General features: G+C 40.5%; 10 protein-coding genes and 1 pseudogene. 8 read left to right on the plus strand and 3 right to left on the minus strand.

The genetic code is table 11. The features are described from left to right. Nucleotides 1-9: 9 nt before the first annotated feature. From ACUN2T_RS08295 to ACUN2T_RS08310, 4 genes and pseudogenes are all read left to right on the plus strand, one after another. Nucleotides 10-249, plus strand: a pseudogene (locus tag ACUN2T_RS08295) (acetyl-coenzyme A synthetase N-terminal domain-containing protein); the annotation flags it as partial. Nucleotides 250-526: 277 nt separating this feature from the next. Further along, a complete protein-coding gene (locus ACUN2T_RS08300) occupies nucleotides 527-1,138 on the plus strand; it encodes an EamA family transporter (RefSeq protein ID WP_445497061.1) in 612 nt (203 codons plus the stop codon). Between the two features lie 328 nt (nucleotides 1,139-1,466). Next, the gene (locus ACUN2T_RS08305; RefSeq protein ID WP_445497062.1) at nucleotides 1,467-1,904 is read left to right on the plus strand and encodes a DUF2946 domain-containing protein; all 438 of its coding nucleotides are present in this window, start codon (nucleotides 1,467-1,469) and stop codon (nucleotides 1,902-1,904) included. Between the two features lie 154 nt (nucleotides 1,905-2,058). Beyond that, nucleotides 2,059-4,158 carry a TonB-dependent copper receptor gene (locus ACUN2T_RS08310; RefSeq protein WP_445497063.1) on the plus strand — a complete coding sequence of 700 codons (2,100 nt, stop codon included), beginning with the start codon at nucleotides 2,059-2,061 and terminating at the stop codon, nucleotides 4,156-4,158. A gap of 139 nt (nucleotides 4,159-4,297) precedes the next feature. Here the strand turns inward: ACUN2T_RS08310 and ACUN2T_RS08315 are convergent, their stop codons facing one another. The 3 genes from ACUN2T_RS08315 to ACUN2T_RS08325 form a co-directional block, all read right to left on the minus strand. Next, nucleotides 4,298-5,092: a glycoside hydrolase family 16 protein gene (locus ACUN2T_RS08315; RefSeq protein ID WP_445497064.1), complete on the minus strand. Its 795-nt coding sequence runs from the start codon at nucleotides 5,090-5,092 to the stop codon at nucleotides 4,298-4,300. Nucleotides 5,093-5,368: 276 nt separating this feature from the next. After that, nucleotides 5,369-6,643, minus strand: coding sequence for a bifunctional O-acetylhomoserine aminocarboxypropyltransferase/cysteine synthase (locus tag ACUN2T_RS08320; protein ID WP_445497065.1), 1,275 nt, complete (start codon nucleotides 6,641-6,643; stop codon nucleotides 5,369-5,371). Between the two features lie 95 nt (nucleotides 6,644-6,738). After that, on the minus strand, nucleotides 6,739-6,966 hold the full coding sequence (locus tag ACUN2T_RS08325; protein ID WP_445497066.1) for a hypothetical protein: 228 nt from the start codon (nucleotides 6,964-6,966) through the stop codon (nucleotides 6,739-6,741). A gap of 568 nt (nucleotides 6,967-7,534) precedes the next feature. Here ACUN2T_RS08325 and ACUN2T_RS08330 point away from each other — a divergent pair. From ACUN2T_RS08330 to ACUN2T_RS08345, 4 genes are all read left to right on the plus strand, one after another. Beyond that, nucleotides 7,535-8,893: an MATE family efflux transporter gene (locus ACUN2T_RS08330; protein ID WP_445497067.1), complete on the plus strand. Its 1,359-nt coding sequence runs from the start codon at nucleotides 7,535-7,537 to the stop codon at nucleotides 8,891-8,893. Between the two features lie 757 nt (nucleotides 8,894-9,650). Beyond that, complete coding sequence (locus ACUN2T_RS08335; RefSeq protein ID WP_445497068.1) at nucleotides 9,651-10,397, plus strand: Slam-dependent surface lipoprotein; 747 nt, start codon at nucleotides 9,651-9,653, stop codon at nucleotides 10,395-10,397. Nucleotides 10,398-10,491: 94 nt separating this feature from the next. Next, nucleotides 10,492-11,979, plus strand: a complete 1,488-nt coding sequence (locus tag ACUN2T_RS08340) for a surface lipoprotein assembly modifier (protein WP_445497069.1) — start codon at nucleotides 10,492-10,494, stop codon at nucleotides 11,977-11,979. A 52-nt stretch (nucleotides 11,980-12,031) separates the two neighbouring features. Further along, on the plus strand, nucleotides 12,032-15,031 hold the full coding sequence (locus ACUN2T_RS08345) for a TonB-dependent receptor domain-containing protein (protein WP_445497070.1): 3,000 nt from the start codon (nucleotides 12,032-12,034) through the stop codon (nucleotides 15,029-15,031). Nucleotides 15,032-15,033: the final 2 nt, after the last annotated feature.

Raw genomic sequence — 15,033 nt, forward strand, 5'->3', positions numbered from 1 at the left:
GGAGAGATTATGTTATTCAAAACGTTTTACCAACAATCCATTAATGATCCCAACTCTTTCTGGGCTGATCAGGCTAGCCGCATTTTCTGGCAACAACCTTTTGAACAGGTTCTGGATCACAGTAACCCTCCCTTTGCCCGCTGGTTTTGCGGGGGAAAAACCAACCTATGTTACAACGCACTGGATCGCTGGCTGGCAAGCCAGCCTGATACCAAAGCACTTATCGCGATTTCAACAGAAATGAGACAACACTCCGGTTATTGATAATTACTGGCAGACGGAGACAGGTTGGCCGATTATGGCTATCGCCCGTGAAAAACACGGGGAGGGAAAACAGCGAATGAATTATTTAAGGGAATACGAACATGTTGACTTCCAGATTAACGATGTTGCACTTATTATGTGAATCTACCGAGTAAAAATATATAGAACCTCTTTCACTTGGATTAGTCATGGTCGCTGCGATCATGCAAGCTGGAATCTTTTTGTTAAGAAAGATGAAGATAAATTCTTATCTCTTACCGTTATGGCTGCTACTTCAGGTGTGCTTTGTGCGGGGTTGCTTTTATTCATGTCCGGGATAGATGCGAGTGCTTGGAAGATCCTTATTATTTCTGCTCCTCTTCATGCTGGATATCGGGTTTGCCTGAGCCTTGGCTACAAATATGGAGACATGAGTCAAGTCTACCCTATTGCTCGTGGGGCAACGCCTTTGCTTGTGGCGCTAATCTCTGCCATTTTGCTCGGTGCTCATCTGGAGTTCACTCAGATTGTGGGAATTGTCGCGATTGCTTTAGGGATTATATGGCTGACTTTTCACGCTGGTTTCCCGAAGAATAATGAGGGACGAGCAATGAGTTTCGCGCTCGGTACTGCGGCCTTTATCGCTGTGTTTACATTGCTTGATAGTCGGGGAGCACGTCTCAGTGGCAATCCGTTTTCATATGTGCTTTGGTTGTTTGTACTGGAAGGGATCGTGATGTTTGTGCTTGCTGCGTCGGTTTCGGCCCTGAGAGAAATAAGTGTGATTTTTGGCGTTATTTTCAGTGCGTGGATTCTTAAAGAGAAAATAGGCCCAGTAAAATTGACTTGTACCTTGGTCGTCATGGTTGGTACCTTTTTGACACTTTTCAAGTGAAGTAGAATTTGTGCTTTATGGGGGGGCGACCCTTGTTATACCACTTCCCGTTGGGTTTCATATTTTTCCAGGTACTTTTAAGGATTATTCCTGCAAAGATTTTATTGTTGGGAATATGAGCAATGTGACAGGTTGAAATTTTGGTCGAATTAATGAAAGCAATTGTGCTGGCTTGAGAAAAACATCAAATTTTGTCGTCAAAGCGACATTCCTAGATAAAGTGTTTTAACATTTGACTGTTAAATACGTACAATCCCCTCCCTGAATGTGTTCTCGACAGAATAGGCTTGGTTTGTCACTGATCCAGATTTACACATCGCGGAGCCGCTTGTCAGCCTGGCTTGGTATATTCGCGATATTGATGTTGTTCATTGCACCCGTGATCTCCCGGTCACTGGAACATGCGCGCATTGGTGAATCTCATTCATCAAGAGTGGCCGATTGTCATACGGTGATGTCATCTGACGATGATATCCCCAGGAATATGCCGCATTCTGACATGGCTTCCGCATCACCGGGCACTAACCATCATGATGGCATGCAGATGGGTATGCATGCTGGTGGTGGTATGTCGCTGTTGGAGGATATTGCCTGTGGATACTGCGTTTTTCTGATCCATATACCTATGCTGGATTTGGCGAATACACCGTTATTCTGGTCAACTTCGCTGACTTCACGGCCACCACCGATTCAAACTGTAGCTTCCTTTCTGCCGCATTTCATCTTTTCTGATTCGTTGCCTCGCGCTCCGCCTGAACAGATCTAATTTCATCGGTTTAAACATAATGAAACGCGTTGTCCTGCTAGCTTCTTAGCCAGGAAAAGTTTGCTTATACCAAAAACTGTTTGGTTGGATTCTATATCGTATTCCGCTTTTGATAGCCATATCGCTTCGGAGCGCGGATGCACATTAAGGAAAGATGATGTTCGAAAAAAATTCTCCTCATAAAAAAAATATGCTATCCCATTGTATCCGTTCGGCAATGCCGCTGTTTCTGCTGGCTGCTTTTAATGGATATGCGGTTGACACTACATCAGATTCGCACGATCAGGCGAATGGCCCAAAAACCAATGATGGTGATGTGATTACCGTCACTGCGCCTTTGTATTCTCCTTTATCAATTGTCACCTCACCAAAAACGCCTCGTCAGCCGGTTCCGGCAAGTGATGGCTCTGACTATTTGAAAACCATACCCGGCTTTTCACAAATCCGTAATGGGGGCACCAATGGTGATCCGGTATTTCGGGGAATGTTTGGTTCAAGGCTGAAGATCCTGACTGATGGTGCAGAAATGCAAGGGGCTTGTCCTGGCAGGATGGATGCACCTTCATCTTATATTTCACCGGAAAGTTATGATTTGTTGACACTCACTAAAGGACCTCAAACCGTGTTGTGGGGGCCAGGTGCTTCAGCAGGGACTATTCGGTTTGAGCGTGAACACCCTAAATTTAATGCGCCGGGAGTGAAGGTCAATGCCAGCGGATTGACCGGTTCAAATGGTCGTTGGGATGGCAATGTTGATGCCAGTGTTGGCAATGAATGGGGATATTTACGTTTAATAGGAAATACCTCCCGTTCACATGATTATAAAGATGGTAGTGGGTATCGTGTCCCTTCACGCTGGGATAAGTGGAATAGTGATCTGGCGCTGGGATGGACGCCGGATAAAGATACGCTGCTCGAATTGACCGCCGGCAAAGGTGATGGAGAAGCCCGCTATGCGGGGCGTAATATGGATGGTTCACAATTTAAACGTGAAAGCCTCGGCGTGCGTTTTGAGAAATCTAACCTCGGTGAGGCTCTTGATAAGGTTGAAGCTCAGGTTTATTACAATTATACCAACCATATTATGGACAATATAACCTTGCGTTCTCCGAGTGCTATGTCGATGGGGAAGATGGGCATGCCTTCTGCGACCTGTAAGCATATGTGTGGTATGCACATGAATATGAACAGTGGTATGTCCATGCAACTGGATCGCCGGATTGTGGGGGGACGGGCGATGGGCACCTGGTTATGGCAAGATTTCAAGCTAGAAAGTGGTGCAGATACTCAAACTAATACCCATCGAAATAAATCAGGCAGCGTGTGGCAAAAGGATGCTCAATTCCGTAATTATGGTTTGTTTGGCGAGCTGACTTGGTACGCCACAGAGCAGAGCGAGTTGATAACCGGTGCCCGTCTTGATCGCAGTCTGGTGAAAAAATTTGCCGGCAATAGCGAGAAAGAACGAAATGATACTTTGCCAAGTGGTTTTATGCGTTTAGAACATACTATCGCTGATGTTCCGCTGATGTTTTATGCCGGTATTGGTTATACCGAGCGTTTCCCTGACTACTGGGAGCTATTCTCGCCTAAACTCGGTCCGGCAGGCAGTGCCAGTGCTTTTGATGGTGTGAAAAGCGAAAAAACTACCCAGCTTGATATTGGGGCGCAATATACGGGAGAACGCTTTAATAGCTGGGTATCAGCCTATGTCGGGCGTGTGAATGATTTTATTTTGTTTAGATATAGCCCAACCAATGCCCGCCTCAGCCAGGCTGATAACGTCAATGCCAATGTTATGGGTGGAGAGATGGGCTTTGGCTATCAACTGGCAGATCATTGGAAAACGGATGCCAGCCTTGCTTATTCTTGGGGTGAAAATACCACGGAAAACAAGCCACTGCCTCAGATCCCACCTCTGGAAGCTCGTTTCGGATTGACTTATGAACGTGGTGACTGGAGCAGTACCGGTTTGTGGCGATGGGTTAGCAGCCAGCATCGGATTGCTGTAGATCAGGGAAATGTTGTCGGTAAAGATTTTAAAGACAGTCCGGGCTTCGGCGTACTTTCGGCAAACGTTGCCTATAAGGTCAACAAAAATATCAAAGTCAGCACAGGTATCGACAACATTCTGAATAAAGAATACAGCGAGCACCTCAACCTTGCAGGTAACAGCACCTTTGGTTATTCATCAAACACCTCAGTAAATGAACCCGGGCGAACGATATGGGTTAAAATGAATGTAACATTCTAATGAGAAAATGGCGTCCAGTAATTGGACGCCAATATTTTTTTACTTGTTTCATATTCAAGGCGAATGATTATCACTGACTAACCGGACTTATTTTTCCTACGGTCCCAATTTATTGCAGCGAATAATACAGTGGGAATGATTATTTCTGATTACCGACATACGGATAAACTTTCACATAATCAACATCGAATGTGGCGGTTGTTTTATTTATCGGACCGTAACCCTGAGCTGGATAACTGCGCGGTATTTCAGAGCTTAAAATAATGTATTGGTTTGCGATTGAAATCGGGACTTGCTCCAGACCAGACAAATGTTGAGAAACATCATCAACATAAAATGTGTAGCCATCTGGTGTCCATGCCACCGCAAATTTATGGAATTTACCATCAGCGAGTTTACTCATAGATAACTTCTTTGACCATTGCTTATGGGCGCTGCCATAACCATTCCAGTGAATAGCGTGATCATATTGATCTTGTTTAGCTTCAGCTAAGTGTTCAAATACATCAATTTCGACGCCTGATTTTTCTGGATTCGTCAGATCCTTACCCATGGTTGGTGACTGTATCCAGAATGCGACCTGATTACCTTCGGCGCGATTAAATCTGACAGCGGCTTCCCAATAGCCATATGACTGTAGGAAACTTTTTTGTGTTGAAATCATGCCGCAATAATTTTGTAGCTTGCCAGAAGAACTATCAGAATAGGTTTTTATGGTTAAATACCCATTCCGTACAATAACTGCTGATTGAGTATTAATACAATTATTTCTGACACCTAAACCACGGTAATCCCATTTTTGGCTATTGAGTGTTGTGCCATTGAAATTATCCTCGAATGATGGCGTGGGGCTGAATTCATTTGGGATTTTTGCCGAAGCATACCCACAGAGCAATGAACTTAATAACAATGTATAGGCTAGCTGAACTTTCATCTATTTTCCTTGTGTGTTTGACGTGAATAGTCGTCACTTGGACGTTCTTACACGTTTTTGTAGGGATAGGGAGAAGCCACTTTATCGAATATTGGCGATAGGGTTACCGATTTAATTTGTTATCCCCTGCTTTTTGTTTTAGTTGGTGAAAATGAAAGGAAATAAAAATCAGCAACATTGATTAAAGGAAAGTAATTGAAAAAGAGACAGTAAAAAATAGTTATAGCTGGTGAATAAAACCCCGTTCATCAGAACGGGGTATATTGTCACGTTAGATTATTTCGATGCATCCAGAGCTTGGGCAAGATCGGTAATAATATCATCAATATGTTCAATGCCGATTGACAGGCGGATCATATCGTGTGGTACACCGGCTTTAACTAACTCCTCGTCATTTAATTGGCTATGAGTGGTTGAAGCTGGATGGCAGGCAAGTGATTTTGCATCACCAATATTGACCAGGCGCACAATCAGTTTTAATGCGTCAATAAATCGCGCACCGGATTCCTGTCCGCCTTTAATACCAAAAGAAAGAATGGCTGATGGCTTCCCATTCATATATTGCTGTGCCAGTTCATGTTCTGGGTGGTCTGGCAGCCCTGCATATTTTACCCAACTAACTTGAGGATGATTTTGCAGGTAATGAGCCACTTTCAGGGCATTTTCAGTATGACGTTCCATTCTTAATGCCAGCGTTTCCAGCCCTTGCAAAATAAGGAAAGCATTAAAAGGCGATAACGCGGCACCCATGTTACGTAACGGTACGACCCGGCAATGCCCGATAAATGCGGCTTTGCCGAACTGTTCGGTATAAATGACGTTGTGATAAGAGGGATCCGGGTTATTTAGGATGGCGAAACGTTGCTTATGTTTTTCCCAAGGAAAGTTACCGGAATCAACAATAATGCCGCCAATAGTGGAACCGTGTCCTCCTATATATTTGGTCAGGGAGTGAATAATAATATCGGCACCATGTTCAAAGGGCCGGCAAAGCGCAGGTGTGGCGACAGTATTATCAACGATTAAAGGAACGCCATGACGGTGAGCCACTTCGGCAAACTTTTTCAAATCAACAACATTACCTGCCGGGTTACCAATGGATTCACAGAATACCGCTTTGGTCCGATCATCAATCAGTGATTCCAATGCTGCAATATCATCATGGTCGGCAAAGCGTGTTTCAATACCGAACCGGGGCAATGTGTGAGCCAGCAGGTTATAGGTGCCGCCATATAACTTGGCAACAGATATAATATTATCCCCGGCTCCGGCAATGGATTGAATAGCGCAGGTGACAGCCGCCATACCGGATGCGACCGACAATGCGGCTATCCCGCCTTCAAGTAAAGCAACCCGTTTTTCCAGTACGTCATTAGTTGGATTCATAATGCGGGAATAGATATTTCCCTCGACCTTTAAATCAAACAGATCGGCACCGTGTTGAGTATTATCAAACGCATAGGATGTTGTTTGATAAATAGGGACAGCAACGGCTTTGGTGGTTGGATCGGGAGAATATCCGCCGTGGATCGCAAGAGTTTCTGGTTTCATTTTCGGTCTCTTCTCTATATCAGTAAGATTACATGTATCTTTGATGAATAGATGTAAGTGGCTTTTATCAAAACTACAGCTCCACTTACTGCCGTTCACAAGGAATTTAACGTGTACATTTGTTTGATTGATGAACTGTCGGAGTAGGTATCTATCAGCTTAAGGGAATTTCCGGTGATAGAAAATGTGATTTTTTCGTCATTTTCTTCAATTCTCCGACGACCAATGTTATCGACGTTATTGGAAGCCCATTCGACACGATCGCCATTTAAACGACATTTAATTTTCCACAGGGAATTATCACTGGGCCGAATGTAGTGCATATACGCTACCTCATCGTTATTTTGACTAAATAGGATAGATGCGATTGCCTGGCAAATTTAACCAAGCTGAGGATGAATTTGCACCGTAGTTTTGACAGGTTGAGACGTCGTTTTATCGGTTGAAATTGTGAAAGCCCCATCACCAGTATCGCTAAAACAATAAAGATTTTATTATTAGACATTATATTTTCGCTAATTCTTTATTAATTAAATAAATAATTTAAAGATGTGACTAATTCAGTGATATCGGCCGTCGCTATTTTTTAATTATGTGGACATTATCACAAAAAGCAAAAGCTACTTAAGTCGAGTAACATTAACTATTAAAATGGAAAATGAGAATAAAAGACGTAAATAAATATCTAATCTTTTAGAAAGATCACAAAATTTTTTGTGAAGTAGTTCGTTTTCGTTAGGTTACCTGATTTATTCCCCTCTATTTCCTGAACAAAAATAGAGGATATGCCCATAATTTTAAATTTTTTAAAATTTTTCCGAATGATTTTGGTTATAATTTATTGTTAGTATGATCAATATTGGAGCTAATCGATAAATTAATGGTATTTTTATGGCTAAATTTTCAAATTGGCAGGAATTAAGACAACTTTTCTTACTTTCTTTCCCCATCATTATTGCGCAGATAGCACGTACCGCAATGGGGGTTGTGGATATTGTGATGTCTGGTCACTATGCTACCGCTGATTTAGCGGCAGTAACGTTAGGAAGTAGTATTTGGTTCCCTATATTTGTGTTGGGATATGGGACTATTATCATGCTTGCGGCAGATGTCGCAAAGCACAAAGCGCAAGGTAATGAAGAAGGGGTCAAAGAGAGCCTTAAAAATTATTTGTTTCTATCGATGATACTTTCAATACCAATAATTTTATTATTAATGTTAATTAGCAAGCTATTTGCGTTTATAGGATTGGATGATCATATTTTAGATATTACACAGGGTTATGTTATTGCTATGGCCTTTAGTGTTCCCGGGGTGATGATATTTAATGTTTTTCGTTCATTTCTGCAAGGATTAGAAGACACGAAAATTGCTATGTACCTATCTTCTGGTGCCTTATTACTGAATATACCCTTAAATTACATGCTTATTTACGGGAAATTTGGTTTGCCAGAAATGGGCGGCGTTGGCGCAGGTATTACAACGGCAATTATTAATAACCTAAGTGCGGCATGTTTAGTTATTTATTTTTTACTAAAAAATGAATATCGGCGATATCGGTTTCGTTTAAAATTCCCAAAATATCAAGATTTACTGAGGACTTTTTATATTAGCATTCCTAGTGGATTGGCTTTTTTTGTTGAAATGGTTTTTCTTGATGTGGTTGCTGTATCTGTTGCGCCTTTAGGCACTCAAACTGTTGCCGCACATAATATTATGCTTAATATCGTCACTATCATTTATACCGTCATCACCGGATTTGCGACCGCGACAACGGTGAGAGTGGGCTCCTATATTGGGCAGAGAGATAGAACATCATTAATGGGTGTGATAAGAGTTTCGATTTCATTGATATTATCTGTCTCTGTAATTTTTGGCTTTATAATATATTTCTTCGCGGCACCATTGATTTCACTCTATACTAACGATGACTCAGTGATAATAATCGCACTTAGCCTGGCTTTTCTATTCTGTTTCTTCCAATTCTTTGACTCCTTACAGGGCACTTTAGCGGGTATTTTGCGTGGTTTTCATGATACCCGATCAGTATTTTACGCACCTTTATTTGGCTATTGGTTAGTGGGTTTACCACTGGGGTTTATTTTGGCTTTGACAAACTGGATAACTGATAGTATGGGCATTGTGGGATTTTGGTATGGTTTGGTTTTAGGCCTTTTTGTGAATTCTATTTTACTGTCTATTATATTAAAGGTGAGGACGAGAGCGATAGTTTCTCAGTTAAATCCTTAATTAAATCGGCCTGATAACTATCGCACCTACATAAATTCCCTGCAAAAAGCTAGGGAATTTATGAAGTTATGTAAATAACTTATTCAATTCTTTCATGTAAGATAAAAATAGTATCAATATTTCATAAAAAATTTTCATTGTGAATAAAAATTTACATTTTAAATTTATGGTTATTAAATCCATTATAGGCGGGAGATAATATTGTAATGGCATTTTAATCCGTATAGGCAATATGTCTATTTTAGTGGTTTTAGTAAATGATATATTAGCGAAGGTTTGTTGAATGATCATATTTCAATTTTTTATAATAATTTATTTCTGTTTAAATCAATAAGATAAATTATCCTTTATTGATTTTTGTTTTAAATTGTTAAATATTTTTTGATAAATTTTGGATCAATAATTGCCATTATATTAGTTACTAATATAATAGTAACTAATAAATTAATTTCAAAATGAAATAGTTACTTTAGAATATATTACTGTGTATTAATTTTTTTACACTTATTATTGGTTTTATCTATCTAAGATTATTCCCCCTATTATACTAAGGTTATGGTAAATATTGATTTAATAATTAAATAGTTAAGTGTATTTATTGCCATTTTATACAAGTTCACATAATGATTTTATGATAATGATTATCATTTCATTTTTTATTAAAAGTACGTTAATATGCGCGTCAGTCTTCGGACGGTACTAAAACTATGTAATAAGCAATCTCTAACATTTAATTAGTTAACATAAGGAATATGCTATGAACAAAGTTAAAGTGTTAATTGCAGTATTAGGTACATGTGGATTAGTAACACAAGCAATAGCTGCGCCAGGTTTTGGGCAAACTCAAGATTTTAATCAGAATAGCCCCAGTATTAATATTGGGGTAACTGACGCGCGTGGTGGCGGTCATCCAACTCCTAGTGGGGAGCCGGGAATTGGGGTGCATTCTATTGCTAAAGGTAAGGTCACTGGTTTCTCAAGTCTTGCCGGTTATGTCGCAGCGGATGCGAATGGCGTTCATAAAATTTCTATGCCTGGATCGGGTACCCATGGTGGTATGGGGGTATTTAACTTTAGTAAAGTGGCTAATGCTGATGTCTATTTTGGTGAATGGTCACAAACCGGTCAGGTAAATGATACGACTCATACTGCCTATTATTCCGGTAAAGATGTGACGGCCAATTTACCGACTGGAGGTATAGCGACTTATACGGTTAAAGGAATTAACCAATATAGTGGCAGCAATGCTTTGCAAGGCACATTCACTGCTGATTTCGGACAGAAAAAACTTTCTGGTTCAATAGCGAATAGTGTGCTGACCGTCGGCATTAATTCCAGAATTAGAGCAGATGGTTCATTTGCCGGGACGGCGACAGCCGGAAATGTTGCTGGTACAAACAGCGGCCACTTCTTTGGTGATAATGCGTCGAGTTTAGCTGGGGTGGCTAAATTTAATTCGGATCATAGTAAAGATACCGCCTTTGGCGGGACTAAAAATCCATAATATGAGCTTGTATTGATTGAATAAGGCAAAGTTCATATAGGCTTTGTCTTATTTTGTTTATTTATTGGTCCGACTATTAAGTAGTGATATTCCGATGTTAAATATCCCCATTATCCGTTTTACCATACTGCTCAGTTGCTTGTTTATTTATCCCTCTTTGGTTCTGGCAGATGAAGATGCTGGCAGAAGATTGTGGCATAATGTACAGCGAAATTTGCAGGATCAAGAAAAAGAGCTTGTTACTGATGAAACTGTGAATGAGAATACTGATCATTTATCGATAGTCCTTAATGGTCAGACTTTCAGTGTTGAGAATAATGTGAATGAGGTTGGTCAGGCGCTGTATTTAGCCATTAATCATCAACAAGTAAAGGATGTTGAGCGTTTTTTGTCGATGTATCAGAAGTTACCTAGGCATGACATGCAATTGGTACATTTTGCTCAGGCGAATCTTGCCCGCTCGCAGGGTAATTTAGTGGCGGCAGAACAGCATTATCAAGCTATTTTGCACCAGCAACCTGATTTCACCCGTGCTAAATTGGAGTTAGCCAGGGTCTATTATGAAAACCAGAAAAATAAAGAGGCAGGTTTACTGTTTAATGAAATTTCTGCTGCAAATCACGATAACGAAAATAAATTACCACCAGCAGTCATTAAGAATATAACCAGCTATCAAGATGCGATTGAATTGCGTAATGCCTGGCGTGGGTCTTTTGCCGTAGGATATATTTTTAACGACAATACTAATATGTCACCAAATAAGCCTCCTGTTTGCAAGGAATATGCTGAAAATGGCAGTTGTATCGTTGAACGCAAGTTGCCTTTGGCAAAGAAGGCAAATGGTATCAGTTATGATGCTACGTTACGTAAGATATACCCGCTAAGTGGTCACCATGGTATATCCTTGCGCTCAATGACTTATGGTGAAAGTTATCGTAATCATAGTGAGGAAAATGAAAATACAACTTCCGCTTATTTGGGATATAACTATAAGGCACAGAAAAATGATTTTCTGATAGGTCCAATTATTGAGTTTAATCATGTTGGTAATCATTCTCGTTATCGCACCACAGGAGTGAAAACTGAATGGATGAATATTCTATCAAAAAATCTGGCATTGAATCTTGAAGGTGAATATAAACAGTTTCGTTATCATAAACTTTATAATCATAATGACGGTAATATGACTTCTGTTTATGCCACCTTATCTTATTATTTAACTGATCAGACAATTACCTTTACGGGTGGTGATTGGGTTAATAAAACCAGTGTTGAGAAAGCGGATGATTATCAACAGAAAGGCATACGAGCGGGTATTTCCACTCAGTTGTATCCGGGAATTAATGCGGTAGTATTTACCGCATTACGACAGAGGCAGTTTGGTGATTACAGTGTACCATTAAGTGCACGTCGTAGAGACAATGAACAACTCTATTCGGCCATTCTCAGTATGCCTAAATTTGATGTTTTTGGTTTAACTCCGGTAATCACTTATCGGTACAGAAAAAACAATAGCAATGTTGATTGGCTATACTCATATAACAAAAACGAAGTGTTAATTAAGTTTGAAAAATATTTTTGATATTGATTGAAATAATAGGTTATTTAAATCCGTACTATGGCAGATAATCACTATGCATAAATTAAATAATAAATACAGTAAAATAACATTGGTGATGGTATTAACTTACAACATGATACCTTACCGAGTTGATGCAGATACACCAATACCCCCTGCTCAATCAGCACAACAGCCTGCTGAAGATAAGTCCGATTTGGGAAAAATTAACGTTTCAGCAACCAGTGAAAAAGATCAGGCAGGCTATGATGCAGTTTACGATAAAGATATTACCACTATTTACCTGGGTAAGGATCTGGTAGAACGCTATAAGGGCGCTTCACCTGCGGATGTTTTAAAAAGTGCCGTCGGCGTATTTAGTGGTGATTCCAGAAACAGTGGTGCATTAGATCCTAATATTCGCGGCATTCAAGGGCAAGGGCGGGTTCCTGTCACCATTGATGGTACTGAACAGGCGATTACGACCTGGCGGGGTTATAACGGTGCTAATAATCGTAATTATATTGATCCTAACTTGATTAGCAGCATTGAAATAGAAAAAGGCCCGTCACTGACTCGCGGAGTAAAAGGCTCGATAGGTGGAGCAGTAATAATAAAAACGTTGGGCATTGATGATGTGGTACCGGCAGATGAGCGCTTCGGGATTAACCTGAAATTAGAAACCAGTAGTAATGCGATAAAAGAGCGTGCACCTAATCTGCAATGGGGACAAGATTATCGTGATATTCCTGGTTTTACTAAGGGGTTTAATTATGTTGATCCCGCGTTAGAAATTACCCCAAAAACCTCAAAAGATAATAAATTGCTTGGTCTGAAAGATAATGCAATACGTCTGGCGATAGGTACCCGGCAGGAATACTTTGATTTAATGGCTGCCTATAGTTATCGTAGTAAAGGCAACTATTTTGCTGGCAAAGGAGGTGCTCATCGCTATGATGCACCGATCAGTGATAAGGATAAAGATATCCTTGAGGGCGGTGCTAGGGCGTATGATCCTTATCTGCCTTTTGTGGCACGTATATATCGTCCTGGTAATGAGGTGCCGAATACTTCCAGTGAAATGGAATCTTGGTTACTTAAAAATACCTGGCGTCTGGCTAATCAACAGACTATCGAGTTTGGTATTCGCGATACTAAAACGATTTACGGTGAGATTATGCCTTCGCGTCTTGGCTGGGTGCGGGCTGAGGATAATGTTGTACCACAATGGCCTTTGGCTAATGTACATCAGCAGGCATTTAATGTGGATTATAAATGGAAGCCGGATGAGAATAAGTGGGTTGATTTTGATATGAAGTTTTGGATTACCCGTACTATTAGCAATACTAATACTGCTGGGGGATATCCACGTGAGCCGCGGGAACGGGATGTAGTCTGGGATAATGATCATAAGGAAAAGGATCCGAATAAAGATGGTCGTTTAGTCGATACCGCTGCTACTAATGCACATAATAATCGCTGGGGGGTTGATCTTTCTAATGCCTTTGCTCTGTCTCCTGATTTGGATTTAACATTGTCGGCCAGCCTGCAACGGGAACGGCTTGGCTCACATGATGATTATGAAGCGAAGAACTTCTCTAGTTTTCGTTCACCACCGAGAAAAGGACGCCGTCAAGAAAACAATATTGCATTTAATTTTGATTGGCGTCCTACCTCATGGCTGGCATTAAGTGCTGGCGCTAGACGAGTAAGCTATTGGTCTAAGGATGATTTTTTAAATGAACGTTTAGCTGCCCGTGATCCCGGTTATAGTAAAGATAAAAAACTGGTTGGTCAGGGATTGCGATATAAGAGAACGCTTACCGCACGAGAAGCTGAATTGTTGAAAAAATTTAATGAATGCTTTGAGTGTTTAACTGATGATGAATTTAACGAATATAGCGAAAAAATTTTTTCTGAATCAAAAGAGCGAGATTCAATTTCTCGTCCTATGATACCGGTAGATGTACTTTGGCAATATCGTGATGACGGTAAGTTATATAAACAAGATAACCCCTATTTTAATGGGGAGCTTGATATGAATGAGCGTGTTATTGATCCTATGACTAACCAAGAAGTATATAAATATGAATACAGTAATGCCCAATCTAATAGCCGTTATATTGATAACTCAGGTGAAATATTGAGTAATGGTGATGGTGGTTTAGTTTATAAACAAAAAAGTGAACAGGAACGTTGGTCTAAACAACCTAAACGTAAAGATTATGCTTGGGCACCGGTATTTTCCGCAACGGCTTATGTGAGTGATAATGCACGTATCTATGCACGTTATGCCGAAGCGGTACGTATGCCGAGTATTTTTGAAGATACCGTCGGCTTTTCCTCTGGTTTTACTGATAAACCGGCCCGCGCTTTTAAACCTGAACGTAGCAAAACGGTTGAAGTGGGTTATGTTCATGATTTAAGTCAGTTGCTAGGGGCAGAGCATAATGCGGATATTAAATTCGCTTATTACAATACGGTCATAGAGAATGTCTTTGATCGTGATGATAACTTTACGTTTACTCAATTAGATAAGCAAAAATTATCCGGTTTAGAAGTACAAGGGCGTTATGACAACGGAGGATTCTTTACCCAGTTTGGTTTGTCTTATAATCTTAAAAATAAAGTTTGTGATAAAACTTCAGCGGGTAGGTTAGATTCGACCAATCGATTTGGTGTTCCAGAATGTATTGATGGCGGTTTTCCCGGTGGTTTTTTAAGAACGACTATTCCCCCCCGTTATTCTCTTAATCTGAATATTGGTGGCCGGTTATTAGATGAAGATTTAGAAATAGGGAGCCGGGTGTTGTACCACAGCAGTGTGGAGAATAAGGATGAAAAATGGTTGATGAAAAAAATGCCGGGCACTTATAAAGGGATAAATAATAACCCGATGCGCTGGAATTCGGTAATGACCGTAGATGCTTATATTAATTATAAGGTTGCGCCAAATGTTGTCGTTGAATTATCCGGCACTAACTTAACCGATCGCTATTATCTGGACCCGTTAACCCGCTCCATGATGCCGGCACCCGGACGGACGTTTAAGCTTAGTGTCACCAGTCAGTTCTAATG

The sequence above is a fragment of the Photorhabdus machadonis genome (genome assembly GCF_052657765.1).

What these genes read in the sequence shown, in the direction of transcription:
- ACUN2T_RS08300 (WP_445497061.1), top strand. Translation starts at nt 527, where the DNA reads ATGGCTGCTACTTCAGGTGTGCTTTGTGCGGGGTTGCTTTTATTCATG.
- ACUN2T_RS08310 (WP_445497063.1), top strand. Translation starts at nt 2,059, where the DNA reads ATGATGTTCGAAAAAAATTCTCCTCATAAAAAAAATATGCTATCCCAT.
- ACUN2T_RS08315 (WP_445497064.1), bottom strand. Translation starts at nt 5,092, where the DNA reads ATGAAAGTTCAGCTAGCCTATACATTGTTATTAAGTTCATTGCTCTGT.
- ACUN2T_RS08320 (WP_445497065.1), bottom strand. Translation starts at nt 6,643, where the DNA reads ATGAAACCAGAAACTCTTGCGATCCACGGCGGATATTCTCCCGATCCA.
- ACUN2T_RS08325 (WP_445497066.1), bottom strand. Translation starts at nt 6,966, where the DNA reads ATGCACTACATTCGGCCCAGTGATAATTCCCTGTGGAAAATTAAATGT.
- ACUN2T_RS08330 (WP_445497067.1), top strand. Translation starts at nt 7,535, where the DNA reads ATGGCTAAATTTTCAAATTGGCAGGAATTAAGACAACTTTTCTTACTT.
- ACUN2T_RS08335 (WP_445497068.1), top strand. Translation starts at nt 9,651, where the DNA reads ATGAACAAAGTTAAAGTGTTAATTGCAGTATTAGGTACATGTGGATTA.
- ACUN2T_RS08340 (WP_445497069.1), top strand. Translation starts at nt 10,492, where the DNA reads ATGTTAAATATCCCCATTATCCGTTTTACCATACTGCTCAGTTGCTTG.
- ACUN2T_RS08345 (WP_445497070.1), top strand. Translation starts at nt 12,032, where the DNA reads ATGCATAAATTAAATAATAAATACAGTAAAATAACATTGGTGATGGTA.